The organism is Streptomyces cadmiisoli (assembly GCF_003261055.1).
GTDB lineage: Bacteria > Actinomycetota > Actinomycetes > Streptomycetales > Streptomycetaceae > Streptomyces > Streptomyces cadmiisoli.
The window spans coordinates 4,223,112-4,246,866 of sequence record NZ_CP030073.1; the positions used below are offsets into that span (position 1 = coordinate 4,223,112).

The 23,755-nt window shown below is 72.0% G+C and carries 22 protein-coding genes; 11 read left to right on the plus strand and 11 right to left on the minus strand.

What is annotated here, in order from left to right:
• Positions 1 to 22 precede the first annotated feature (22 nt).
• From DN051_RS18095 to DN051_RS18105, 3 genes are all read right to left on the minus strand, one after another.
• Positions 23 to 682 carry an AAA family ATPase gene (locus DN051_RS18095; RefSeq protein ID WP_053756454.1) on the minus strand — a complete coding sequence of 220 codons (660 nt, stop codon included), beginning with the start codon at positions 680 to 682 and terminating at the stop codon, positions 23 to 25.
• Between the two features lie 31 nt (positions 683 to 713).
• Positions 714 to 1,385, minus strand: a complete 672-nt coding sequence (locus DN051_RS18100) for a response regulator transcription factor (RefSeq protein ID WP_053756455.1) — start codon at positions 1,383 to 1,385, stop codon at positions 714 to 716.
• A 73-nt stretch (positions 1,386 to 1,458) separates the two neighbouring features.
• The gene (locus DN051_RS18105; protein WP_112439075.1) at positions 1,459 to 2,661 is read right to left on the minus strand and encodes a sensor histidine kinase; all 1,203 of its coding nucleotides are present in this window, start codon (positions 2,659 to 2,661) and stop codon (positions 1,459 to 1,461) included.
• A gap of 118 nt (positions 2,662 to 2,779) precedes the next feature.
• Between DN051_RS18105 and DN051_RS18110 the strand changes: the two genes are divergently transcribed.
• Positions 2,780 to 3,775, plus strand: coding sequence for an SAM-dependent methyltransferase (locus tag DN051_RS18110; protein WP_053756457.1), 996 nt, complete (start codon positions 2,780 to 2,782; stop codon positions 3,773 to 3,775).
• A gap of 16 nt (positions 3,776 to 3,791) precedes the next feature.
• Here DN051_RS18110 and DN051_RS18115 read toward each other — a convergent pair whose 3' ends face one another.
• The gene (locus DN051_RS18115) at positions 3,792 to 4,943 is read right to left on the minus strand and encodes an NADH-quinone oxidoreductase subunit D (protein WP_053756458.1); all 1,152 of its coding nucleotides are present in this window, start codon (positions 4,941 to 4,943) and stop codon (positions 3,792 to 3,794) included.
• Positions 4,944 to 4,974: 31 nt separating this feature from the next.
• Between DN051_RS18115 and DN051_RS18120 the strand changes: the two genes are divergently transcribed.
• Complete coding sequence (locus tag DN051_RS18120) at positions 4,975 to 5,478, plus strand: PH domain-containing protein (RefSeq protein ID WP_112439076.1); 504 nt, start codon at positions 4,975 to 4,977, stop codon at positions 5,476 to 5,478.
• Complete coding sequence (locus DN051_RS18125; protein ID WP_112439077.1) at positions 5,475 to 6,809, plus strand: PH domain-containing protein; 1,335 nt, start codon at positions 5,475 to 5,477, stop codon at positions 6,807 to 6,809. The genes DN051_RS18120 and DN051_RS18125 overlap by 4 nt, the downstream gene beginning before the upstream one ends.
• Positions 6,810 to 6,926: 117 nt before the next feature.
• On the opposite strand, the gene DN051_RS18130 is transcribed toward DN051_RS18125, so the two are convergent.
• Positions 6,927 to 8,567, minus strand: a complete 1,641-nt coding sequence (locus DN051_RS18130) for a hypothetical protein (protein WP_112439078.1) — start codon at positions 8,565 to 8,567, stop codon at positions 6,927 to 6,929.
• Positions 8,568 to 8,840: 273 nt separating this feature from the next.
• Here DN051_RS18130 and DN051_RS18135 point away from each other — a divergent pair, with 273 nt between their 5' ends.
• From DN051_RS18135 to DN051_RS18160, 6 genes are all read left to right on the plus strand, one after another.
• Positions 8,841 to 10,367 (plus strand): phosphatidylglycerol lysyltransferase domain-containing protein, encoded by a 1,527-nt coding sequence (locus DN051_RS18135; RefSeq protein WP_162624949.1) that lies wholly within the window; start codon positions 8,841 to 8,843, stop codon positions 10,365 to 10,367.
• Positions 10,368 to 10,499: 132 nt separating this feature from the next.
• A complete protein-coding gene (gene folP / locus DN051_RS18140; protein ID WP_246041059.1) occupies positions 10,500 to 11,453 on the plus strand; it encodes a dihydropteroate synthase in 954 nt (317 codons plus the stop codon).
• Complete coding sequence (locus DN051_RS18145) at positions 11,450 to 11,953, plus strand: nuclear transport factor 2 family protein (protein ID WP_053756463.1); 504 nt, start codon at positions 11,450 to 11,452, stop codon at positions 11,951 to 11,953. The genes folP and DN051_RS18145 overlap by 4 nt, the downstream gene beginning before the upstream one ends.
• A gap of 269 nt (positions 11,954 to 12,222) precedes the next feature.
• The gene (gene folB / locus DN051_RS18150) at positions 12,223 to 12,582 is read left to right on the plus strand and encodes a dihydroneopterin aldolase (protein ID WP_053756464.1); all 360 of its coding nucleotides are present in this window, start codon (positions 12,223 to 12,225) and stop codon (positions 12,580 to 12,582) included.
• On the plus strand, positions 12,579 to 13,190 hold the full coding sequence (gene folK / locus DN051_RS18155) for a 2-amino-4-hydroxy-6-hydroxymethyldihydropteridine diphosphokinase (protein WP_112439079.1): 612 nt from the start codon (positions 12,579 to 12,581) through the stop codon (positions 13,188 to 13,190). The genes folB and folK overlap by 4 nt, the downstream gene beginning before the upstream one ends.
• Positions 13,191 to 13,284: 94 nt before the next feature.
• Entirely contained in the window at positions 13,285 to 13,773 is a 489-nt protein-coding gene (locus DN051_RS18160; protein ID WP_053756466.1) for a DUF3180 domain-containing protein, read from the plus strand.
• Positions 13,774 to 13,796: 23 nt separating this feature from the next.
• On the opposite strand, the gene folE is transcribed toward DN051_RS18160, so the two are convergent.
• The 6 genes from folE to dacB all read right to left on the minus strand — a co-directional run bounded on the left by folE (position 13,797) and on the right by dacB (position 21,405).
• Positions 13,797 to 14,402: a GTP cyclohydrolase I FolE gene (folE, locus tag DN051_RS18165; protein ID WP_053756467.1), complete on the minus strand. Its 606-nt coding sequence runs from the start codon at positions 14,400 to 14,402 to the stop codon at positions 13,797 to 13,799.
• Positions 14,403 to 14,544: 142 nt separating this feature from the next.
• Positions 14,545 to 16,584 carry an ATP-dependent zinc metalloprotease FtsH gene (gene ftsH / locus DN051_RS18170; protein ID WP_053756468.1) on the minus strand — a complete coding sequence of 680 codons (2,040 nt, stop codon included), beginning with the start codon at positions 16,582 to 16,584 and terminating at the stop codon, positions 14,545 to 14,547.
• 187 nt (positions 16,585 to 16,771) lie between these two features.
• On the minus strand, positions 16,772 to 17,332 hold the full coding sequence (gene hpt, locus DN051_RS18175) for a hypoxanthine phosphoribosyltransferase (RefSeq protein WP_053756469.1): 561 nt from the start codon (positions 17,330 to 17,332) through the stop codon (positions 16,772 to 16,774).
• Between the two features lie 63 nt (positions 17,333 to 17,395).
• Positions 17,396 to 18,445 (minus strand): tRNA lysidine(34) synthetase TilS, encoded by a 1,050-nt coding sequence (tilS, locus tag DN051_RS18180; RefSeq protein ID WP_112439080.1) that lies wholly within the window; start codon positions 18,443 to 18,445, stop codon positions 17,396 to 17,398.
• Positions 18,446 to 18,638: 193 nt separating this feature from the next.
• On the minus strand, positions 18,639 to 19,772 hold the full coding sequence (locus DN051_RS18185) for a zinc-dependent metalloprotease (RefSeq protein ID WP_112439081.1): 1,134 nt from the start codon (positions 19,770 to 19,772) through the stop codon (positions 18,639 to 18,641).
• A gap of 46 nt (positions 19,773 to 19,818) precedes the next feature.
• Positions 19,819 to 21,405 (minus strand): D-alanyl-D-alanine carboxypeptidase/D-alanyl-D-alanine endopeptidase, encoded by a 1,587-nt coding sequence (gene dacB / locus DN051_RS18190; RefSeq protein WP_112439082.1) that lies wholly within the window; start codon positions 21,403 to 21,405, stop codon positions 19,819 to 19,821.
• A 79-nt stretch (positions 21,406 to 21,484) separates the two neighbouring features.
• Between dacB and DN051_RS18195 the strand changes: the two genes are divergently transcribed.
• Positions 21,485 to 21,976 (plus strand): inorganic diphosphatase, encoded by a 492-nt coding sequence (locus DN051_RS18195; protein WP_053756473.1) that lies wholly within the window; start codon positions 21,485 to 21,487, stop codon positions 21,974 to 21,976.
• Between the two features lie 105 nt (positions 21,977 to 22,081).
• Positions 22,082 to 23,743, plus strand: a complete 1,662-nt coding sequence (locus DN051_RS18200; RefSeq protein WP_053756474.1) for a threonine/serine exporter family protein — start codon at positions 22,082 to 22,084, stop codon at positions 23,741 to 23,743.
• The last annotated feature ends 12 nt before the right edge of the window (positions 23,744 to 23,755 follow it).

Consider the following 23,755-nt stretch of genomic DNA (forward strand, 5'->3'; position numbering starts at 1 on the left):
CGCGGTCCCGCCCGATGCCCGCTCAGTCGAACCGGATGTGCTTCATCCCGACCCGCGCCTGCCTCAGCCTGGTCCGCAGTGCGCCCTCGTTGTTCGGCTTGAGGGTCAGCCCGGCCAGCACGGCGATGCGGTCGGCGGTCTTCGGCACGGTGGTGTGGTCCGTCCACAGGTGCTCGGCGAACTCCGGTCCGCTCAGCCGCTCCAGGCAGTGGTCGAGCCGCCGCACCGCCCAACTCTCGCGGCGCAGCCCCGTGTTCCTTCCCGAGACGTGGTGAAGGAGGTGTCCCGGCCCGCGTTCGCGCAGTCGCCTCAGCACGGTCTCCCGCTCGGCGAGCAGCGTGAAGTGCCGTACGTCGTGGCCCAGTTCCCCGAGCCGGCCGACGGTCTCCGCGAAATGGCCGGGGTCGGTGACGGTCATGGGCGCGATCACCACGCCCTCGTGCTTGCCCAGGGTGAGGTCGAGGACCTCGACGACGCCCTGCCGCCAGGCGACCAGGTCCTGGAAGTCGTCCACGAGCGGCTCCCGGCCGCCGGCGCCGCGCAGTTCGGGCGGCAGCATCCGGCGCAGGCCGAAGCCCGCGTGCTCGGGGTCGCAGACGACGCTGCCGGGCAGTCGGCGCCGGATCTCGTGTGCGGTCTGTGTCTTGCCGCCCCCGAAGGGGCCGTTGATCCACAGGAGCATGCGCAGACCCTACCGACGCTCGCGCGCTCGGTCAGCCGTGTCCGCCCGCCCGGACGAGACCCGTCTCGTAGGCGAGGACCACCACCTGCACCCGGTCCCGCAGACCGAGCTTGGTCAGGATGCGGCCGACGTGCGTCTTGACGGTCGCCTCGGACAGCACCAGCCGGGCGGCGATCTCCCCGTTGGACAGCCCCTGCGCGACCAGCACCATGACCTCGCGCTCACGCTCGGTGAGCCGTTCCAGCTCCTTGTGCGGGGCCTCCTTGCCGGCGCTGGGCAGCATCGGCGCGAAACGGTCCAGCAGACGCCGGGTCGTGGACGGGGCCACGACGGCGTCACCGCTGTGCACGGAGCGGATCGCGGCGAGCAGTTCGCCGGGCGGCACGTCCTTCAGCATGAATCCGGAGGCACCCGCCTTCAGCGCGGAGAAGGCGTACTCGTCGAGGTCGAAGGTGGTCAGGATCAGCACCTTCGGCGGGTTGGGGTCCGCGCAGATGCGGCGGGTGGCCTCCACTCCGTCGAGCCTCGGCATGCGTACGTCCATCAGCACCACGTCGACCGCGGTCGCGCCCAGCACCTCGATCGCCTCGGCCCCGTCGCCCGCCTCCGCCACGACCTCCATGTCCGGCTGGGCGGCGAGCACCATCCGGAACCCGGTGCGCAGCAGCACCTGGTCGTCGACGAGCATCACTCGGATCGTCATCGGGGCCTCTTCCGTCTCTTCCGGGTCGTTCCACTGCGGTGTTACAGGTGTCAACAAGGGGCGTGCGTCGGCGTCAGTGCACCGGTTTGAGCGGCAGCAGGGCACTGATGCGGAATCCTCCGCCGGGACGCGGTCCCGCGTCCAGGGTGCCGCCGACCATGCCGACGCGCTCGCGCATACCGATCAGGCCGTGGCCCCGGCCGTCCACGCCGCCCTCCTCGTAGAGCTCGTGCGGGGCGCCCTTGCCGTCGTCCTCGACGAGCAGTCCGAGACCGTCGTCGAAGTACACCAGCCGCACGCTCGCGCCCGCGTTGGGCCCGCCGTGCTTGCGCGTGTTGGTGAGCGCCTCCTGCACGATGCGGTACGCGGTGAGCTCGACGCCGCTCGGCAGCGGCCGGGGGGTGCCCTCGACCCGGAAGTCGACGGGCAGACCGGCGCTGCGGCACTGCTCGACCAGGTCCTCGATCTGCTCGACGTCGGGCTGCGGAACGTACTCGCCGCCCTCCCGGTGCTCGCCGGTGCGCAGGACGCCGAGCAGGCGACGCATCTCGGCGAGCGCCTGACGGCCGGTGGAGGAGATGGTCTCCAGCGCCGCTTTCGCCTGGTCGGGCGCGGAGTCGAGGACGTACGCGGCACCGTCGGCCTGGACCACCATCACCGAGACGTTGTGCGCGACCACGTCGTGCAGTTCCCGGGCGATCCGGGCCCGCTCGGCGGCGACGGCGACCTTGGACTGCGCCTCGCGCTCCTTCTCCAGCCGGGCGGCCCGCTCCTCCAGCTGCGCGAAGTACGCGCGGCGGGTGCGGATGGAGTCGCCGAGCACCCAGGCCAGGGCGAACGGCACCGTCTGGAAGACCGCCACCGCGATGTTCCCCGCGGTGCTCGCGTCGTACTCGGGCCAGCGGAGCTGGGCCAGCGGAGCGGCGCACAGCCCGCCGACGAGCGCGAGCCGGGAGGCCCAGCGGGCGCCGACCGCCGCGACGGTGTAGACGATCACCAGCAGCGCGAAGTCGGCGACCGTGGTCGCCACGTCCAGCACGAGCTGGGCCACGCCCACCACGCCGGCCAGCACGAACATCCGCTCCGGCACCCGGCGGCGCAGCGCGACGACCAGACACAGCAGCAGCATGGCCGGGACGACGAGCCACGGCTCGTCGGTCCCCGCGCCCTCCTGCTGGACCGTGCCGCCCACGACCGAGATCCCGAACAGGACAAGGGCCCAGAAGCCGTCCACCCACGTCGGGTGCCTGCGGAGGAAGTCGTAGAGGCGCTGCACGTAACCCAGCGTAGGGAAGCGTGATGCGTGGGGGAGTCAACCGGAGGATCGATCCGTAGCCGATACATGTACTCCGCAAGGTGGAGGTCGCGTTCCCGTGTTGCCCTAGCCTTGCCCTGTGACGGGCGGGACGGCGGGCGAGGAGTGGCGGGGCTGGCGGGCGGCCGCACAGGACGCGCTCTACGGTCCGGGCGGCTTCTACCGCGGGCCCGAGGGGCCCGCAGGGCACTTCCGTACCTCCGTGCACGCGTCGCCGCTGTTCGCCGGTGCCGTGGCGCGGCTGCTGTGCCGGGTCGACGAGGCACTGGGCCGCCCGGCGGAGCTGGACCTGGTCGACATGGCCGCCGGCCGCGGCGAGCTGGTCCTCGGCGTGCTCTCCGCACTGCCCTGCGACGTGGCCGCCCGCACCCGCGCGTACGCCGTGGAGATCGCCGACCGCCCGCCCGGCCTCGATCACCGCGTCGAGTGGCTGGCCGAGCCCCCGGCGCACGTCACGGGCCTGCTGTTCGCCAACGAGTGGCTGGACAACGTACCGGTGGACGTCGTGGAGGTGGACCCCGCCGGCGTCCCGCGGCTGGTCCTGGTGCGGCCGGACGGGACCGAGCGGCTCGGCGAGCCGGTCTCCGGGGCGCAGGCGAGCTGGCTGGCCCGCTGGTGGCCGCTGCCGTCCGAGGAGGGTGCGCGGGCCGAGATCGGCCTGCCCCGGGACACGGCCTGGGCAGCGGTCCTCGACGGCGTCGACCGGGGACTGGCCGTCGCCGTCGACTACACGCACACGACGGACACCCGGCCCTCGTTCGGGACGCTCACGGGTTACCGCGAGGGGCGCGCGACGGCGCCCGTTCCGGACGGGTCGTGCGACATCACGGCGCACGTCGCGCTGGACGCGTGCGCGGTGGCCCCGGCCCGGGTGCTGACCCAGCGGGAGGCACTGCGTGCCCTGGGCGTCACGGGCGCCCGCCCCCCGCTGGCGCTCGCGTCCACCGACCCGGCGGCCTATGTACACGCCCTCGCGAGTGCCGGACAGGCCGCGGAGCTCACCGCGGCGGGCGGCCTGGGCGACTTCGGATGGCTGCTCCAGCCGGTCGGGATCCCCGACCCGCTCACCGGCTGACCCGGCCCCCGCGGCGCTACTTGTCGATGTCTCCCACCACGAAGAACATCGACCCCAGAATCGCCACCATGTCCGCCACCAGCGTGCCCGGCAGCAGCTCGGTCAGCACCTGGACGTTGTTGTAGGACGCCGAGCGCAGCTTGAGCCGGTACGGCGTCTTCTCACCCTTGCTGACGAGGTAGTAGCCGTTGATGCCGAGCGGGTTCTCGGTCCACGCGTACGTGTGCCCCTCGGGCGCCTTGAGGACCTTGGGGAGCCGCTGGTTGACGGGACCGGGCGGCAGCTCCGCGAGCCGGTCCAGGCACGCGTCGGCGAGGTCGAGCGCGTTGTGCGTCTGCTCCAGGAGGCACTCGAAGCGGGCGAGGCAGTCGCCCTCCTGCCGGGTGACCACCTTCAGCGTGTCCTGCAACTCCGGATAGGCCAGGTACGGCTCGTCGCGGCGCAGGTCGAAGTCGACGCCCGAGGCGCGCGCGATCGGCCCGCTCACCCCGTAGGAGTGCACGGCTTCCGGCGTGAGTCTGCCCACGTCCCGCGTACGCCCCCGGAAGATCTCGTTGCCGAGGACCAGGTCGTCGAAGACGTCCGTACGGGAGCGCACGGCGGCGACCGCGGCACGCGCGCGTGCGGTCCAGCCGGCCGGCAGGTCCTCCTTGAGGCCGCCGACGCGGTTGAACATGTAGTGCATACGCCCGCCGGAGACCTCCTCCATGACGTTCTGGAGGACCTCGCGCTCCCGGAACGCGTAGAAGACGGGCGTGATGCCGCCGAGCTCCAGCGGATACGAGCCGAGGAACATCAGATGGTTCAGCACCCGGTTCAGCTCCGCGAGCAGGGTGCGCGTCCACACCCCCCGCTCGGGCACCTCCATGCCGAGCATCCGCTCCACCGCGAGGACCACACCCAGCTCGTTCGAGAAGGCCGACAGCCAGTCGTGGCGGTTGGCCAGCATGATGATCTGGCGGTAGTCGCGCGCCTCGAAGAGTTTCTCCGCGCCGCGGTGCATGTAGCCGATCACCGGCTCCGCGCTGGTGATGCGCTCGCCGTCCAGCAGCAGCCGCAGGCGCAGCACCCCGTGCGTGGACGGGTGCTGCGGGCCGATGTTGAGCACCATGTCGGTGCTCTCCGCGGCGCCACCGATACCGACCATGGTCTCCGTCGTGGGAGTCATGGACCCAGTCTCCCCTACGTAGGCTGGCCGTATGGAGACGGGGAGCCCGCAGGGCGGCGCGACGGTGGAGAACGAGCCGGTGTGGACCGCCCTGCCACCGGGCCTGCTGCGCATGCGACGGATGCTGTTGGTGGTGTGGCTGGGCCTTGCCGCCCTGGCCGCGGGGCTGGTGCCGGGGCTGCTGGCCGGTCCCGGCTGGGCGGCGTTCGCGCTGCTGCCGCTGGCGCTGATGGTGTGGGGATGGGATCTGATCGGCCGCAACTGGCGCTCCTGGCGGTACGCCGAGCGCGCCGACGACCTGCTGATCAGCCGGGGCGTGCTGTGGCGCGCGGTGACGGTGGTGCCGTACGGGCGGATGCAGCTGGTCGAGGTCACCTCGGGGCCCGTCGAGCGGCACTTCGGGCTGGCCAGCGTGCAGCTGCACACGGCGGCCGCCGCGACCGACGCGACCATCCCGGGCCTGGACCCCGCCGAGGCGGAGCGGCTGCGGGACCGGCTCACCGAGCTGGGCGAGGCCCGATCGGCGGGGCTGTGACCACCCCGGGCACCGACGACGCCGTCCGGTCCGGCCCGCCCGTGACCGAGCGGCGGCTGCATCCCGTGACACCGCTGCGGCGAGCCTGGGCGCCGGTCGCCGTGCTCATCGGATGGGCCCTGCACGACCCCGACGGCGCGCAGCGCCAGCTGACCCGGCTGACGACGACCACCCTGCTGACAGCCCTCGGCGTGCTCATACCGGCCGCCGCGCTCTACGGCTTCCTCAGCTGGTGGTTCACCCACTTCGCGGTGACGGAGACCGAACTGCGGATCCGCACCGGCCTGTTGTTCCGGCGCACCGCGCACATCCGGCTGGAACGGATCCAGGCCGTCGACGTCACCCAGCCGCTGCTCGCGCGCGTGGCGGGGGTCGCGAAACTCAGACTCGACGTCATAGGGGCCGACAAGAAGGACGAACTCGCCTTCCTCGGCGAGTCGGAGGCGCGGGCGCTGCGCGCCGAACTGCTCGCGCGTGCCGCCGGCTTCGCTCCCGAGACCGCGCGCGAGGTCGGCGAGGCACCGTCGCGCCGCCTGGTGAACGTCCCCCCGCGGGTACTGGCCGTCTCCCTGCTGCTGACCGGCGCGACCTGGGGCACGCTGATCGCCGCGCTCGTCGTACCGCTCGTGCTGTGGCTGTTCACCCACAACCTGTGGACGGTCCTGGCGACCGCCGTGCCGCTGATCGGCGCGGCCGGCGCGAGCAGCGTGGGCCGGTTCGTCACCGAGTACGACTGGACGGTCGCCGAGTCCCCCGACGGGCTGCGCATCGACCGGGGGCTCCTCGACCGCGCCCACGAGACGGTTCCGCCGGGACGGGTCCAGACCGTACGCATCGTGGAACCGCTGCTGTGGCGGCGGCGCGGCTGGGTGCGGGTGGAACTGGACGTGGCCGGCTCGTCCAACTCGGTGCTGCTGCCGGTCGCCCCGCGCGAGGTGGCCGTATCGGTCGTCACACGCGTGCTGCCGGGGGTGACCGTGCCGGTCCCGGCGTCGATGTCGCCGTCCCCGCGGCGGGCGGCCCGGTGTGTGCCCGTGTGGTGGCGGGGTTACGGCTTGACCGTCACCGACGCCGTGTTCGCGGCCCGGCACGGGCTCCTGCGGCACACCCTGGCCCTCGTACCGCACGCCAAGGTGCAGAGCGTACGGCTCACCCAAGGGCCCTGGATGCGGCTCTGGAAGGTCGCGGACGTCCATGTGGACAACGGCGCGGGCAAGGCCGTCACCGCCCGGCTGCGGGACGCCCAGGAGGCGGCGGAACTGCTGCGGGCGCAGGCCGAGAGGTCACGGACGGGGCGCAAGGGGGCGCTGCCGGACCGCTGGATGGCGTGACGCCGGACCGGGCACGGCATGCGGAACGCCGTGCCCCGCGTGCGGCGCCGGGCACGGCGTTCTCCGAAACGATGTCCGGCACGGGCCTCGAACGGCCCGTGAACCGGAGGGCGGTGCTCAGGAGACGGCGCTGCGCAGTCCCTGCATGTCGATGTGCTCCGTCTCGTCGTGCTCCGTCAGGTCGATCACCTGGCCGACGCCGCGCGACTGGGCGTTCGCGGGCTTGAACTCGGCTTCGGCCTCGGCCTTGTGCAGGTCGAGCGCCTCCTGGCCGACGACGTCGGCGAGGTCCTGGTTCTGCACGGACTCCAGCGCGGCGGACGTGTCGGTCTTCGACCCGAAGAAGTCGAACCCGCCCTCGGTCACGGGCCGTCGCACCGGAGCGGAGGCCGGTGCGACGGCCACCGCGGTCGGCACGGTGAAGTGACCCGACGGCCGCTGCACGGGCGCGGCTGCTCTGGCCGCGGCCGGCACGGGCCGCACGGGCTGCACCGGGGAGTGGGCTGCGGTGTCGTCCACCCGGGACGGGGCGGCCGTGGGGGCGGCGGCCGCGTGCTCGTGCCCGTCGACCGCCCCGGAATCCCCCGGCGCCTCGTCCTCCAGCGCGGACTCCGCGCCGCCGGCCCGCTCGGCACCGGCGGTCACCGGCTCCTTGGGGGCCGCCGCGTCGTCGGCCCGCTCCTCGGCGGACGGCGCCTTGGACGCCGACTTGGCGGCCGGGTTGACGGCCGACTCCTTGGCAGCCGGTTCCTCGGCAGCGGGCTCCTCGGAGACCGACTCCTGGGAGGCCGGTTCCTGCTCGGACCCTTCCTCGGCGGACGGCTCCCGGTCGGACCCTTCGTCGTCGGACCCTTCGCCCTCGGACGGCTCCTCGTCGGACGGCTCCTGGTCGGCGTCCAGCCGGCCCAGTGCCGTGCTCGCCCGCAGGAACAGCCGGGAACCCTCCGGGGAGAACAGGCCGGAAGTCGACCCCTTCACCTCGTCGGCCGCGTCGGACTCGGCACCCTCTTCCGCGCTTTCCTCAGCGTCTTCACCGCTTCGGGCGTTACCGCCGGCTTCTCCGGCTTCGCCCGTTTCACCGGATCCCGTGTCACCCGCATCGTCGCCGTCGCCGTTCTCTACGGTCTCGGCAGTGTCGGCGTTCTCAGCGGCCTCGGCGCTCTCGGCACTGTGGTCGTCGCCGCCGTCGCGGGCGTCGTCGTCCCTCTCGATGGCGTCGCTGTCGATGGCGTCGCCGTCGGCCGGGGCTGCCACGGCCTCGACCCCGCCCGTCGGCCCGGGCGGCAGCGCGGGCGCGGGAGTTGCGGCCTCTATCTCCAGCAGTCGCCGGCCCTCCAGCGCGGTCGCCCGCTCGGCCTCCGCGGTGGCGTACCGACGCAGCAGCGCCGCGTGTTCGTTGCGCAGCCCCGCCAACTCGGTGCGCTTCGCCCGCAGCCGCTGCTCCAGTTTGACGCGCAGCTCGCGCGACTCCTCCAGATCGGTCTCCAGTTCGGCGACGCGTTCCTCGTGCCGCCACTCGTCGCTCGCACGCGCGCGCGTGAGATCGGCGACCTGCTTGCCCGCCTGGCTGTCCCAGCGGCGCATGACAAAAGCGCCGGCGACCGCCGTGAGCGCGGCGGCAGCCGCGAGAACGCGGAGCACGACCGGCTCCGTGAGCACCCAGGGGCCGAGTGCGCAGACTAGGGAGACGCCTGCGATCGCCGACGGGGGGAGCATCCTGTGCAAGGGCGGTGAATGGCGATGACGTCCACGTGGCATGGCCAGAAACTTACCGCGCGTAGGCGAATCTTGGTGCCCCGGGCGGTAAAAACACAGCCACTCGGAAACATTCCCTGAGCATCGGACGCCGGCGATACGGGAGTTCACGGAGATCACCCAGATCACCGGGATCCCTTTTCCCCGGACTTTTGAATCGCCTTTGGGGATCGGGAGTGAACCTGCCCCCGAATCCCGCCGTCCTAGAGGGCGCAATGTCGCCGGATGCCCGAATCGGCACCGGTTTCAAGATCTCTTGCGGAGCGACGGGATGCGATGTCTGTCAAGGAAGAGGGGGAAAGGACACCGCGTCTGCTGCGGGTTCCACGCCCTGAGGCCGTTCCCGTCCTCATCGCGGGGGCGTGCGCCCTCAGCGGCCTCCTGAACATCGCCACGGGCGTCCTTCCGCGCTTCGGGCACCTCCGTGTGCGCGCCCTCGCGGAAGTACTGCCCGGCGCACTCGGCCCGTTCGCGGCCGCGCTCCCGCTCGGCACGGGGGTGCTGTTGCTGCTCCTCGCCCCCGCGCTGCGACGGGGCGAGCGCCGGGCCCGGCGGGCGGTGGTCGCGCTGCTGCCGGTCGGCGCGGTCGCCCAGTTCGCGTACGGGCCGTTCCTCGTCGGTGTCGTCGTACCGCTCGCGCTGCTGGCGCCGCTGCTGCGCCATCGCGACCGGTTCACGGTCCTGCCCGAGCCGAGCGGCCGGTGGCGCGCGCTCGCCAACTTCGTACTGATGGGCGCCGGTTCGCTCACCCTCGGGCTGATCGTCGTCGGCGCGCGTTCCCGTGCCGTGATCGGCGACCCGTCCCTGGCCGACCGCATCACCCATGTCCTGCTCGGGCTGTTCGGCTTCGACGGCCCGGTCCGGTACCGCGGCGACACGTCCTGGAACGTCGCCGTGTCCCTCGGCACGCTCGGTCTGATCACCGCCCTCACCACGGCCCGTCTCGCCCTGCGCCCCGCGCGCCCGGCCGCCCGGCTGACACGGGACGACGAGGCACGACTGCGCGCACTGCTGGACCGGCACGGCGCCGCCCGCGACCCGCTCGGCCGCTTCACCCCGCGCCGCGGGAGGGCCGTGGTCTTCTCCCCCAGCGGCAGGGCGGCCGTGATCTACCGCGTGGTGTCCGGGGTGATGCTCGCCGACGGCGATCCGCTCGGCGACGTGGACGCCTGGCCGGGCGCCATCGAACGCTTCATGGACGAGGCACGCGCGCGCCAGTGGACCCCGGCCGTCACGGGGTGCTCCGAACAGGGCGGCCGGGTGTGGACCCGCGAGACCGGCCTGGACGTCCTCGGACCGGGCGACGAGGTGGTGACGGACACGGATTTCTCCCTGCCCGGCCGCGCACTGCGCGCCGTGCGCCGTGCGGTCCGGGGCGCCCTGAGCCGGACGGTCGGCAGCACCGTGGGCCGGGTGGCCGGCAGACCCGTACGCCGGACCTGGGGGAGCGCCGTGCGCCGGACGGTGGGCAGCGCCCTGCGCCGGGCGCTCGGGCGCATCGGTTGCGTGGCTTACACGAATTGCTCGGATTGCTCGGATTGCTCGGATTCCGTGGGTCACGGTGATTGCGCCATCCGCGTCCCACACGCCCGTGAACCCCGAAAGAGCGGGCCGGGGCTGATCCGCCGCTCCGCCGACCGTCCCGTCTCCGGCGACCGGCCGCGTACCGGCTTCGCCGCCCTGCGGGCCGAGGGCCTCCTCCGCCTCGGCCGCGCGTTCCCGCGCCCCACGATCCACCACCCGGCCGCCGCGCCCTGCCCCCGCGCGCCCGCCCGCGCGGGGCGCGACATGCGCGCGGCCTGACCGGACAGGCCCGAGCGGAGGCCCCAACCCCCTCCAGCCCCTCGGGGCGTCCGCTCGGGCCGCTCCACCCGGCACGGAACACCGTCGGCCCACATGAAGAAGCCCCACCCACCGTGGGCCTACGCTGAACATATGAGCAAGCAGAGCGGACGCGGGCGCATCGCGGGCCTTCCGGAATGGGACCGATGCGCGGTCATGGGAGTCGTGAACGTGACCCCCGACTCCTTCTCCGACGGCGGCCGCTGGTTCGACACCACCGCGGCCGTCAAACACGGCCTCGACCTCGTCGCCGAGGGCGCCGACCTGGTGGACGTGGGCGGCGAGTCCACCCGCCCGGGCGCCACCCGCGTGGACGAGGCCGAGGAACTGCGGCGTGTCATCCCCGTGGTGCGCGGTCTCGCCTCGGAGGGCGTCGTCACCTCCGTCGACACGATGCGGGCCAGCGTCGCCGAGCAGGCCCTCGCCGCCGGAGCCGCGCTCGTCAACGACGTCAGCGGCGGCCTCGCCGACCCCGCCATGGTCCGTGTCGTCGCGGAGGCGGGCGCCCCCTTCGTCGTCATGCACTGGCGCGGATTCCTGGAGGGCGGGAACGTCAAGGGCGTGTACGACGACGTCGTCGCCGAGGTCGTCGACGAACTCCACGCGCGCGTGGAGGCCGTCCTGGACGGCGGCATCGCCCCCGACCGCATCGTCGTCGACCCCGGTCTCGGCTTCTCCAAGGAGGCCGAGGACGACCTCACCCTGCTCGCCCACCTCGACCGCCTGCGCGTGCTCGGCCACCCGCTGCTCGTCGCCGCCTCCCGCAAACGGTTCCTGGGGCGGGTGCTCGCGGGCCCCGAGGGCGCCCCGCCGCCGGCCCGGGAGCGCGACGCCGCGACCGCCGCCGTGTCCGCACTCGCGGCACACGCCGGGGCATGGGCGGTGCGCGTGCACGAGGTACGCGCGACAGCCGACGCCGTACGGGTCGCGCGCGCCGTGGAAGCGGCGCGCACCGCGGAACACGCGCCTGGGGCACACGACAACGCCTACTCCCCCCGAACAGCGCCGCCGGCGGCCGGCACGCGCGGCGCAGAAGGAACCCGGTGAGCGCCCCCCACACCGACGTCGAGCAGGTCGAACTCGCCAACACCGCCTTCTACGAGGCACTGGAACGTGGCGACTTCGACGAGGTGTCCTCCCTCTGGCTCACGCCGACCGACCTGGGTGTCGACGAGACGTACCACGATCCCGCCGACACCGGGGTGATCTCCTGCGTGCACCCGGGCTGGCCCGTCCTCACCGGCCGCGGCGAGGTCCTCAGGTCGTACGCGCTGATCATGGCCAACACGGACTACATCCAGTTCTTCCTCACCGACGTGCACGTCTCCGTCACCGGCGACACCGCCCTGGTGACCTGCACCGAGAACATCCTCAGCGGCGGGCCCGCCCCCGAGGACGGCGACGGTCCCGGCCCGCTCGTCGGCCAGCTGGTGGTCGCTACCAACGTGTTCCGGCGCACACCCGCGGGCTGGAAGCTCTGGTCGCACCACGCCTCGCCCGTGCTGGCCGAAACCGACGAGGACGAGGACGACGACACCCCCGCCTGAGGGGGTAGGCGGCCCATGAGGGCGTCGGACGGGGCCCGAAGGAACCAAGAAGTGGTTGGAATCACGAACCCGGGGGTATGGGCGGCTACCAACCCATGAGCCCCCGGGTTCCCCGGGGAAAACGCCCGATGAAACCTCCGACCCCCGACCCGGGCCCGAGCCCCGTGGCCCGGTCCTGTCAGTGCCCGCAGGTAGATTCGGTTCAGGCCGGTGTGCCGTCCGCACACGGTTCGAACCGGCCGCAACCGACGATTGCAGGAGTGATTCGCGTGGATCGTGTCGAGCTGCGCGGCCTGAAGGCCCGCGGGCACCACGGTGTGTTCCCCAAGGAACGCGAGGAGGGCCAGACCTTCATCGTGGACCTCGTCCTCGGTCTCGACACCCGGCCGGCCGCCGCCGACGACGACCTGGCGAAGACCGTGCACTACGGCATCGTGGCGGAGGAGGTCGTCGCCATCGTCGAGGGCGAGCCCGTCAACCTCATCGAGACGCTCGCCGAGCGCATCGCCCAGGCCTGCCTCAAGCACGAAGGGGTCCAGGAGGTCGAGGTCCGCGTCCACAAGCCGGACGCGCCGATCACCGTGCCCTTCGACGACGTGACCGTCACCATCACCCGGAGCCGAGTATGACTGCCTCGTTCACCGAGGGTCACAGCGACCCGACCGTTCAGCCGGTACCCGCCTCCGTCGTCGAGAAGGTCGACGCCGCCGACACCACCCTGCACAACCCGAAACGCGCCGTGATCTCCATCGGCTCCAACCTCGGCAACCGCCTGGAGACCCTCCAGGGGGCCATCGACGCCCTGGAGGACACCCCGGGCGTGCGCATCAAGGCCGTCTCCCCGGTCTACGAGACGGAGCCGTGGGGCGTCCAGCCCGGCAGCCAGCCCTCGTACTTCAACGCGGTCGTGGTCCTCAAGACCACCCTGCCCCCGTCCTCCCTGCTGGAGCGGGCGCACGCGGTCGAGGAGGCCTTCCACCGGGTCCGGGACGAGCACTGGGGCCCGCGCACCCTCGACGTCGACATCGTCGCGTACGCCGACGTCGTCTCCGACGACCCGCACCTCACCCTCCCCCACCCGCGCGCCCACGAACGGGCCTTCGTCCTGGCGCCCTGGCACGACGTGGACCCCGAGGCCCAGTTGCCCGGCCGCGGCGCGGTGGCCGAGCTCCTCGGCGCTGTCACCCGCGACGGCGTCGCCCCCCGCGCGGACCTGGAACTCCGGCTGCCCGAGTAGTCGTTAAGGTCGAGACGGCCACGTCGAGACGACACAGGGAGAGCCGGACCGGTCAGGCCGACCGGACCCCGGCCCGGGGAGCTGAAGGGACACCGTGAGAGAGCTGCGCATCAGGGTGCTGGTCGGGCTGTTCGTCGTCTCGGGGGTGCTCTCCTGGGCCGGCGCCCGCCTGTGGAACTCGGTGGGCACGCTCCCCAGCGTCCCCTTGGCCGCGCCCATCGTCCTCGCCCTGATCGCCGTGGTCCTGCTCGCCACGGCGCTCTCCTTGCGCGGCCGGCTGAAGGCCCAGCGCGAGCGCCGTCCCGGCGCCAAGGGCGTCGATCCCCTGATGGCGGCCCGCGCCGTCGTCTTCGGCCACGCCAGTGCCCTGGTCGCCGCCCTGGTCGCCGGGGTGTACGGCGGCACCGGCGTCTTCCTGCTGGAGTCCCTGGAGTTCCCCGCCCGCCGCGACCAGGCCATCTACGCCGGCTTCTCGGTCCTGGCCGCCATCGGCGTCATAGCGGCCGCCATCTTCCTGGAGCGCGTGTGCAAGCTCCCGGAGGACGACGACCACGACAACACGGGAGCGGCACCCGCCGAGTAACGTCCACGCGCGCGAGCGCGCGGTCAGCGCGCCATGATCAGGCTCATCGCCTCGTTGCGCGTCGCGGCGTCCCGCAGCTGACCGCGCACCGCCGAGGTGATGGTCTGCGCGCCGGGCTTGCGGATCCCCCGCATCGACATGCACATGTGCTCGCACTCGACCACGACGATCACCCCGCGCGGCTCCAGGATCTCCATCAGGGAGTCCGCGATCTGCGTCGTGAGCCGCTCCTGCACCTGCGGTCGGCGGGCATAGACATCCACGAGCCTGGCCAGCTTGGACAGACCGGTGATCTTGCCGCTGGTCGCCGGAATGTAGCCGACGTGGGCGACACCCCGGAACGGCACCAGGTGGTGCTCACAGGTCGAGTACACCTCGATGTCCTTCACGAGCACCATCTCGTCGTGCCCGATGTCGAAGGTGGTCGTCAGCACGTCCTGGGGCTTCTGCCACAGTCCCGCGAATATCTCCTTGTACGCCCGCGCCACTCGCGCCGGCGTCTCCCGCAGGCCCTCGCGGTCGGGGTCTTCGCCGACCGCGATCAGGAGTTCGCGTACGGCGTTCTCGGCGCGCTTCTCGTCGAACTCGCCGATCGTGCCCTCGCCGTCCAGCGTCACGGGGTCGGTCATGTGGTGCCTCGTTCCTGTCCTGTCACGCGTGGGAGCACGCGTCCTGTCTGCGGGCATACGACGATGCCGCGCCTCCCCAGGCTAGAACCAGGGGAGGCGCGGCATTCATTCCGGGCCTTTCGGGCCGCCGAGGCGGCTCGGCTCAGGCTTCCGGGCGGTCCTCCGGGGTTGCCGGTTCCGCCGCGGGCGCGGGCTCGGCCGCCGTCGTCTTCGCGGTGATCGCCGCCGTCGCGCCGTTCGCACCGTTCGTCAGGGCCAGCTCCTTGGGGGAGAGCACCGGCGGACGGGTGGAGGGCGTACGCCGGGAGGAGCCGGTCCACGCGGGACGCGGCGGACGCTTGACGATCGGGGCGAAGACCTCGGCGATCTCCTCCTTGCCCAGGGTCTCCTTCTCCAGCAGGGCCAGGACGAGGTTGTCCAGGACGTCGCGGTTCTCGACCAGGATCTCCCAGGCCTCGTTGTGCGCCGTCTCGATCAGCTTCTTGACCTCTTCGTCGACGAGCGCCGCGACCTCCTCGGAGTAGTCGCGCTGGTGCGCCATCTCACGTCCGAGGAACGGCTCGCTGTTGTCGCCGCCGAACTTGATCGCGCCCAGCCGCTCCGTCATGCCGTACTGCGTGACCATCGCGCGGGCCAGGTTGGTGGCCTTCTCGATGTCGTTGGCGGCACCCGTGGTCGGGTCGTGGAAGACCAGTTCCTCGGCCGCGCGGCCGCCCAGCATGTAGGCGAGCTGGTCGAGCATCTCGTTGCGCGTGGTCGAGTACTTGTCCTCGTCGGGCAGGACCATCGTGTAACCGAGGGCTCGGCCGCGGGACAGGATCGTGATCTTGTGGACCGGGTCGGAGTTCGGTGAGGCCGCCGCGACCAGGGCGTGTCCGCCCTCGTGGTACGCGGTGATCTTCTTCTCCTTGTCCGACATGATCCGGGTCCGCTTCTGCGGGCCCGCCACGACGCGGTCGATGGCCTCGTCGAGCATCTTGTTGTCGACCAGCTTCTGGTCGCTGCGGGCCGTCAGCAGGGCGGCCTCGTTCAGCACGTTCGCCAGGTCGGCGCCGGTCATGCCGGGGGTGCGGCGGGCGACGGCCGACAGGTCGACGTCCGGAGCGACCGGCTTGCCCTTCTGGTGGACCTTGAGGATCTCCAGACGGCCCTGCATGTCCGGGCGGTCGACCGCGATCTGGCGGTCGAAGCGGCCGGGACGCAGAAGCGCCGGGTCGAGGATGTCGGGCCGGTTCGTCGCGGCGATGAGGATCACGCCGCCCTTGACGTCGAAGCCGTCCATCTCGACGAGCAGCTGGTTCAGGGTCTGCTCACGCTCGTCGTGACCACCGCCGAGGCCGGCGCCGCGGTGGCGGCCGACCGCGTCGATCTCGTCGACGAAGACGATCGCGGGGGCGTTCGCCTTGGCCTGCTCGAACAGGTCACGGACACGGGAGGCACCGACACCGACGAACATCTCGACGAAGTCGGAACCCGAGATCGAGTAGAAGGGGACGCCCGCCTCGCCCGCGACGGCGCGCGCGAGCAGCGTCTTGCCCGTACCGGGCGGGCCGTAGAGCAGCACGCCCTTGGGGATCTTGGCGCCGACGGCCTGGAACTTGGCCGGCTCCTGGAGGAACTCCTTGATCTCCTGGAGCTCCTCGACGGCCTCGTCGGCACCCGCGACGTCCGAGAAGGTCGTCTTCGGGGTGTCCTTGGTGATGAGCTTGGCCTTGGACTTGCCGAAGTTCATGACCCGGGAGCCGCCGCCCTGCATCTGATTCATCAGGAACAGGAAGACGACCACGATGAGGACGAAGGGGAGCAGCGAGAGCAGGATCCCGACCAACGGGTTCTGCTTCGACGGCGAGACGGTGTAACCGTCCGGGATCTGCTTGTCCTGGTACTTGGTCTGCAGCGTGTTGGCGATGGTCACGCCCTGGTCGCCGATGTAGCTCGCCTGGATCTTCGAGCTGTTCTCGACCTTCTCGCCGTCCTTGAGCGTGACCTTGATGGTCTGCTCGTCGCCGGTGGTCAGCTTGGCCGCTTCGACCCGGTTGTCATTGATCGCCTGGACGACCTGGCCGGTGTCCACCGTCTTGTAGCCGCCGGACGAGCCGACGACCTGCATCAACACGACCACGGCAAGGACGGCCAGCACGATCCACATGACCGGCCCACGGAAGTATCGCTTCACGTCCATCCATACGGAGCGGTGTCGCCCCGTCCCTCCTGCCATAGTGAGTTTGATAAAGACAGTTCTTCTGACGGTACCCCAGCATTGTTGCCCGAAGCCGCACGGGACGGCTGGCAATCCCGTCTCTGCATGCTCCAACGGCGCGGAACCCGCTGGGGTTCCCGGTCGTCTTCCAGGGCTTGGCCCGAGTGACTCAGCCGCCGTAGACGTGGGGCGCGAGCGTACCGACGAACGGGAGGTTGCGGTACTTCTCGGCATAGTCGAGGCCGTAGCCCACGACGAACTCGCTGGGGATGTCGAAACCGACCCATTCCACGTCGATCGCCACCTTCGCGGCCTCCGGCTTGCGCAGCAGCGTGCACACCTTCAGGGAGGCGGGCTCGCGCGAGCCGAGGTTGGAGATCAGCCACGACAGGGTCAGGCCGGAGTCGATGATGTCCTCGACGATCAGGACGTGCTTGCCCTTGATGTCGGTGTCGAGGTCCTTGAGGATCCGCACCACACCGGAGGACTGGGTGCCCGCGCCGTACGACGAGACGGCCATCCAGTCCATGGTGACGGGGGTGGACAGCGCCCGGGCGAGGTCCGCCATCACCATCACCGCGCCCTTGAGGACACCGACGATGAGCAGGTCCTTGCCCGCGTACTCAGCGTCGATCTTCGCGGCCAGCTCGCCGAGCTTCGCGTCGATCTCTTCTTTGGTGATGAGTACCTGCTGGAGGTCGGCACCCATGTCTTTCGCGTCCACCCGCATCACTTTCGGTCGTCCCACCGGCTGTCCGTCCCCTTTGTCGGGGCCGTCAGCGGGGGTCCGGATTCAGCCTTGCCGAATCACCAGTCTGCCACCCTGCCGCTGGGCGACGACTTTGCCCGGGAGATTGATGGCCCCCTGGCCGCGCCAGCCCGTGATCAGCCGGTCCACTTCCTCGATGTGGCGGGCGAACAGCGAACCGGCCGGGGCCCCGGCCTCGATGGCCGCCCGGCGCAGGATCCGGCGCCGTACCGCGGGGGGCAGCGCGTAGAGCTTGGCGCACTCCAGCAGGCCGGCCGCGTCCCGGACCGAGGCCTCGGCCTGACTGGCCCAGGTGTCGAGGGCGTCGGCGTCGTCGCGGGACAGCTGTGCCGTACGGGCGAGCGCCTCCACGACCCCTTTGCCCAGCGCCTTCTCCAGGGCGGGCAGGCCCTCGTGCCGCAGCCGCGACCGGGTGTACGCCGGGTCCGCGTTGTGCGGGTCGTCCCAGACCGGCAGGGACTGGACCATGCAGGCCTTGCGGGCGGTCTGCCGGTCGAGCTGGAGGAAGGGGCGGCGGTAACGGCCGTCGGCCCCCGAGACCGCGGCCATCCCGGACAGGGAGCGGATGCCCGAACCGCGGGCCAGGCCCAGCAGGACGGTTTCGGCCTGGTCGTCGCGGGTGTGGCCGAGCAGCACGGCGACGGCCGAGTGGCGCTTCGCGGCCGCGTCGAGGGCGGCGTAGCGCGCGTCGCGGGCCGCGGCTTCCGGGCCGCCGTCACGGCCGACGCGCACGGTGATGGACTCGACCGGTTCCAGGCCGAGTTCGCGCATCCGCAGGGCGACCTCCTCGGCCCGCACGTCGGAGCCGGCCTGGAGGCCGTGGTCGACCGTGATCCCGCCGGCGCGCATGCCGAGCTTGGGCGCCTCGAACGCGAGTGCGGAGGCGAGCGCCATGGAGTCGGCACCGCCGGAGCAGGCCACGAGCACGAGCGGCGACGCGGGACGCCCGGGGGCAGTCCGCTCGGAGTCGTGAGGGCTCGGCTCGGAGGTGCCGGAGAAGTATTCGGTGAGGATGTCGTGGAGGACGCGGCGGACGGCCAGGCGTATCGCCGCGACCGCAGGATGGGGACCCATGTCCGGTTCCCTTCATGAAGTTGTCGGGGGGTGAGCCCGAGTGTCGGTCACTCAGAGTGTGTAGATGGTGACAGAACCGGGCCGTTCCCCGAGCATTGCACGCCTACCCATGGCTCACGGTCCCTCGGACGGGTGATTGGTGGGGCGTTCGCCTGCCGCCCGCAGGATCCGGTTCACCACGTCTCCCCCGGGCTCACGCCTCGCCCTTGCGGTGCACCCGCGCGATCCAGTCCGCCGGTTTGGAGATCTCCGCCTTGGTGGGAAGGGTGTTCGGGGAGGTCCACACACGGTTGAAGCCGTCCGTACCGACCTCGTCGACGACGGCCCGCACGAAGCGTTCACCGTCGCGGTACTGCCGCAGCTTGGCGTCCAGTCCGAGCAGCTTGCGCAGCGCGAGGTCCAGCCGGGAGGCGCCCTTGGCGCGGCGCTGCTGGAACTTCTCGCGGATCTCCGCGACGCTGCCGACGACCTCCGGACCGACCCCGTCCATCACGAAGTCGGCGTGGCCCTCCAGCAGGGACATCACCGCGGTGAGACGGCCGAGGATCTCCCGCTGCGCGGGCGTCTGCACGATTTCCACCAGGGACCGGCCGCCGTCCTCCTCCTCGCCCTCGGGGCGGCCCCCGGCCAGGGACTGGGCGGCCTCCCGGATGCGCTCCAGGACGGTCATGGGGTCGACGTCGGTCTCCCCGAGGAAGGCCTGGATCTCGCCCTCCAGGTGATCGCGGAGCCAGGGCACGGCCGAGAACTGCGTGCGGTGGGTCTCCTCGTGCAGGCACACCCACAGGCGGAAGTCGTGCGGCTGCACGTCGAGTTCGCGCTCCACGTGCACGATGTTCGGCGCGACCAGCAGCAGCCGTCCGCCGCCGTTCGCGCCCGCCGGGAGCTCACGGGTGGCCGGCGCGAAGGTCTCGTACTGGCCGAGGACCCGGGAGGCCAGGAAGGAGAGCAGCATGCCGAGTTCGACACCGGTGACCTTGCCGCCGACGGCGCCGAGGACCGCTCCGCCGGGCGAGGTGCCGCGCCGTTCCTGCATCTTGTCCAGCAGGGGCTTGAGGATCTCCCGGAACCCGGCGACGTTCGCCCGGACCCAGCCCGGACGGTCGACCACGAGGACCGGGGTGTCGTGGGTCTCCTCCGTGCCCATCCGGGTGAATGCGCGGACGTGTTCCTCGGAGGCCTTGGCGTGCCGGCGAAGCTCCGCGACGACGGCCCGGGCCTCGTCGCGGGTCACCTCGGGGCCCGGCCTCACGAGCCGGGTCGCGGTCGCCACCGCGAGATTCCAGTCGACCATCCCAGCAGATGCCGCACCACCGATGCTCGTCATGCGTCAACGGTACGTGAGCGTTCCCGCTCGGGGCAGGCCGTGACGGTCAGCGGCAGGCGCAGTTCGCCAGGGCGGTGGCGGTGCGGTCCAGGGCCGCCTGGGCGGTGACCGGGTCGGTCGTCCCGGAAGCCAGGAAGGCGAAGGCGAGCAGCCGGCCGTCCCGGTTCACGACCGTTCCGGCGAGGGCGTTCACCCCGGTGAGGGTGCCCGTCTTGGCGCGCACGAGGCCGGCCGCGCCGTCTCCGTAACGGGCGCTCAGCGTGCCGGTGAAACCGGCGACCGGCAGGCCCGTGAGGGTGGCCCGCAGGTCGGGGCGGGCGGGGTCGGCGGCCTTCAGCAGCAGAGCCGTGAGCAGGTCCGCGTTCAGCCGGTTGTCCCTGTTCAGGCCGCTGCCGTCGCCGAACACCGCCCCGTTCAGCGGCAGACCGAGTTTCTGGAGCCGGGCCAGCGTCGCGCGGCCCGCTCCCCGGAAGTCGGCGGGTTCGCCGGCGGCGACGGCGACGTGCCGGGCCAGGGCCTCGGCGATGTCGTTGTCGCTGTTGGTCATCATCCGCTCGACCAGCGCCGACAGCGGCGGCGAGGCGACCTCGGCGAGGGCTTCGGCCCGGCTCGTCGCCTTGGACGGCCCGGGTGAGGTCGTGGTGATGCCGTGGGTCTCCAGGAGCTCCGCGAACGTCCGGGCGGCCTCCGCCGCGGGGTCGGCCACGCGGGGCGCCGGACCGTGCGTGGAGTCGTCCGTCCGGGCCTCGTCGACCATCAGGGCGCTGACGAGCGCGATGTTGTCGTTGACGCCGATGGGGTGAAGTTCCTGACCGGCGAAGAGGGTCGTGTCGTACGAGAGGGTCGCCTCGCGCACGCCGGTCCGCTTCAGGGCGGCGGCCGTCTCCCGGGCGAGGGTGCGCAGGTCGGCCTCGCCGGCGCCGTCCTCGCGGGCCGTGAGGGTGGGGTCGCCGCCGCCGACCAGGATCAGCTCGCCGGTGTCGGGCTCGTAGACCGTTCGGGTGGTGAGGCGGTGGTCGGGGCCCAGGGCGGACAGGGCCGCCACCGCGGTGGCGATCTTCGTGGTGGAGGCCGGGGTGACCGCTTCGCCGGCGCGGGAGCCGTACAGACGTCTGCCGGTCGTCACGTCGACGACCGCGGCCGTGCGCAGGGAGCCGAGGGACGGATCGTTCAGCAGCGGGTCCAGGACGTCGGCGAATGCCTTGCCGCCGGGCGCCGACCGCACCGTGTGCGTACCGCCGCCGAGGCCGGTCAGGACGGATGCCGCACTCGGGGCGGGCTTCGGCGCGCCGGCCGCCGCGCCGGGCCGGTCGCCGTGATCTGCGCCACCCCCGCCGGCACGGGCGGCGGCCCGGTCCCGCTCGGCCTTACGCTGGCCTGAGGAGTCCCAGGGCCCCGCGGCGGTCACCACGACCGCGGCCAGCGCCAGGCCGACGGTGGCGGCGCCCGTGGTGTACTGCCAGGTCTTCGCCCGCGTGACCCTTGTGACCTGCGGTTTCGCGGCTCGTGCCAGCCGCGCGACCCGCGGCCGTGCCGCGGTCGTGACCCGCGCGAGGCGAGGTCGTACGGCGTTCGCGACCCGCGTCACATGCGGCCTCGCGACTCGCCAAGGCTTCAGCTCAGGCACGACCACCAGCCCCTTTCGCGATCACACAGCGGCGTGAGGGACACTTAACCACCAGAACTGTGTGTTGATCATGGAGGAGCCACCGGTGGAGTTCGACGTCACGATCGAGATTCCGAAGGGTTCGCGGAACAAGTACGAGGTGGACCACGAGACCGGTCGTATCCGCCTGGACCGCCGCCTGTTCACGTCGACCAGCTACCCGGCCGACTACGGCTTCGTCGAGAACACCCTCGGCGAGGACGGCGACCCGCTGGACGCGCTGGTCATCCTGGACGAGCCGACCTTCCCCGGCTGCCTCATCCAGTGCCGTGCGATCGGCATGTTCCGCATGACCGACGAGGCCGGCGGCGACGACAAGCTGCTGTGCGTGCCGGCCCACGACCCGCGGGTGGAGCACCTGCGGGACATTCACCACGTCTCCGAGTTCGACCGCCTGGAGATCCAGCACTTCTTCGAGGTCTACAAGGACCTGGAGCCCGGCAAGTCCGTCGAGGGCGCCAACTGGGTGGGCCGGACCGAGGCGGAGGCCGAGATCGAGCGGTCCTACAAGCGCTTCAAGGAGCAGGGCGGTCACTGACCCCCGCCCCCTGTGAACGGGCCGCACGCGCACGCGTGCGGCCCGTTCACGTGTCTGTGCGCATACTGAGGCCTACTGGGTGTCGTACAGGAAGAGCTGCTTCAAGTGACGGAGGCGGAGGACCGCAAGCCGCAGTCGGACGAGGCGCGGACGGCGTTCGATCCCGAGATCACGTCCGAGTTCGCGATCCCGCGGGGGCTCGACGTCCCCAGAGGTGTCGCCGAGCCGGAGACCACGTCCGAGTTCGCGGTCCCGGACGGGCTGGACCCCCCGCAGGGGGCCGCCCACGAGGCCGAGGGTTCGGCGTTCAGCCCGCCGCGCACCTACGACGCCCGAACCGCCCCGGCGGCGTTCACCCCGGCCGAGGGCATCCAGGTGGTCAGCCTGACCAAGGACGTGCCCTGGCAGGACCGGATGCGCACGATGCTGCGGCTGCCGGTGACCGAGCGGCCCGCGCCGGAGCCGGGTCCGAAGGCGGAGGAGGGCGGTCCCGCCGTTCCGCGCGTGCTGGACCTGACGCTGCGCATCGGCGAACTGCTGCTGGCGGGCGGTGAGGGCGCCGAGGACGTGGAGGCCGCGATGTTCGCGGTCTGCCGCTCCTACGGGCTCGACCGCTGCGAACCGAACGTCACCTTCACCCTGCTGTCGATCTCCTACCAGCCCTCGCTCGTCGACGACCCGGTGACGGCCTCGCGGACGGTCCGCCGGCGCGGCACCGACTACACGCGCCTCGCGGCCGTGTTCCAGCTCGTGGACGATCTGAGCGACCCGGAGACCCACATCTCGCTGGAGGACGCCTACCGGCGCCTCGCGGAGATGCGCCGCAACCGGCACCCCTACCCCACCTGGGTACTGACCGCGGCGACCGGCCTGCTCGCGGGCGCGGCCTCGGTGCTGGTCGGCGGTGACGTGATCGTGTTCTTCGCGGCGGCGCTCGGCGCGATGCTCGGCGACCGGCTCGCATGGCTGTCGGCGGCCCGCGGGCTGCCGGAGTTCTACCAGTTCACGGTGGCGGCGATGCCGCCCGGCGCGGTGGGGGTCGCGCTCACGCTGGCGCACGTCGACGTACGGGCGTCCGCGGTCATCACGGGCGGGCTGTTCGCCCTGCTGCCCGGACGGGCGCTGGTGGCGGGCGTACAGGACGGCCTGACCGGCTTCTACATCACCGCGGCGGCACGGCTGCTGGAGGTCATGTACCTCTTCGTCGGCATCGTCGTCGGGGTGCTGGTGATGCTGTACTTCGGCGTCCAGCTGGGCGCCCAGCTCAACCCCGAGGCGGCACTGAGCATCGCCGAGCGGCCCGTCGTGCAGATCGCCGCCTCCATGCTGCTGTCGCTGACGTTCGCGGTACTCCTCCAGCAGGAGCGGGCCACCGTGCTCGCGGTGACCCTCAACGGCGGTGTCGCCTGGTGCGTGTACGGCGCCATGCACTTCGCCGGCGGTCTCTCTCCGGTCGCCTCGACGGCCGTCGCGGCCGGGCTCGTGGGCCTGTTCGGGCAGTTGCTCTCCCGCTACCGCTACGCGTCCGCGCTGCCGTACACGACCGCGGCGATCGGGCCGCTGCTGCCCGGTTCCGCCACGTACTTCGGTCTGCTGTCGATCGCGCAGAACGACGTCAACGAGGGTCTGGGCTCGCTCACCCAGGCCGCGGCGCTGGCGATGGCCATCGCCATCGGGGTGAACCTCGGCTCCGAGATCTCCCGGCTGTTCCTGCGGGTCGGCTCGGCCGGCCGCCGCAAGGCGGCCAAGCGGACCCGGGGCTTCTAGTGTCGTGTGCTT

Bases quoted from the DNA above. Each gene is read 5' to 3' on its own strand.
- DN051_RS18095 (WP_053756454.1), bottom strand. From the start codon at position 682: ATGCTCCTGTGGATCAACGGCCCCTTCGGGGGCGGCAAGACACAGACC.
- DN051_RS18100 (WP_053756455.1), bottom strand. From the start codon at position 1,385: ATGACGATCCGAGTGATGCTCGTCGACGACCAGGTGCTGCTGCGCACC.
- DN051_RS18115 (WP_053756458.1), bottom strand. From the start codon at position 4,943: ATGACTCCCACGACGGAGACCATGGTCGGTATCGGTGGCGCCGCGGAG.
- DN051_RS18120 (WP_112439076.1), top strand. From the start codon at position 4,975: ATGGAGACGGGGAGCCCGCAGGGCGGCGCGACGGTGGAGAACGAGCCG.
- DN051_RS18130 (WP_112439078.1), bottom strand. From the start codon at position 8,567: ATGCCACGTGGACGTCATCGCCATTCACCGCCCTTGCACAGGATGCTC.
- DN051_RS18135 (WP_162624949.1), top strand. From the start codon at position 8,841: ATGTCTGTCAAGGAAGAGGGGGAAAGGACACCGCGTCTGCTGCGGGTT.
- folP (WP_246041059.1), top strand. From the start codon at position 10,500: ATGAGCAAGCAGAGCGGACGCGGGCGCATCGCGGGCCTTCCGGAATGG.
- folK (WP_112439079.1), top strand. From the start codon at position 12,579: ATGACTGCCTCGTTCACCGAGGGTCACAGCGACCCGACCGTTCAGCCG.
- folE (WP_053756467.1), bottom strand. From the start codon at position 14,402: ATGACCGACCCCGTGACGCTGGACGGCGAGGGCACGATCGGCGAGTTC.
- ftsH (WP_053756468.1), bottom strand. From the start codon at position 16,584: ATGGACGTGAAGCGATACTTCCGTGGGCCGGTCATGTGGATCGTGCTG.
- hpt (WP_053756469.1), bottom strand. From the start codon at position 17,332: ATGCGGGTGGACGCGAAAGACATGGGTGCCGACCTCCAGCAGGTACTC.
- tilS (WP_112439080.1), bottom strand. From the start codon at position 18,445: ATGGGTCCCCATCCTGCGGTCGCGGCGATACGCCTGGCCGTCCGCCGC.
- DN051_RS18185 (WP_112439081.1), bottom strand. From the start codon at position 19,772: ATGACGAGCATCGGTGGTGCGGCATCTGCTGGGATGGTCGACTGGAAT.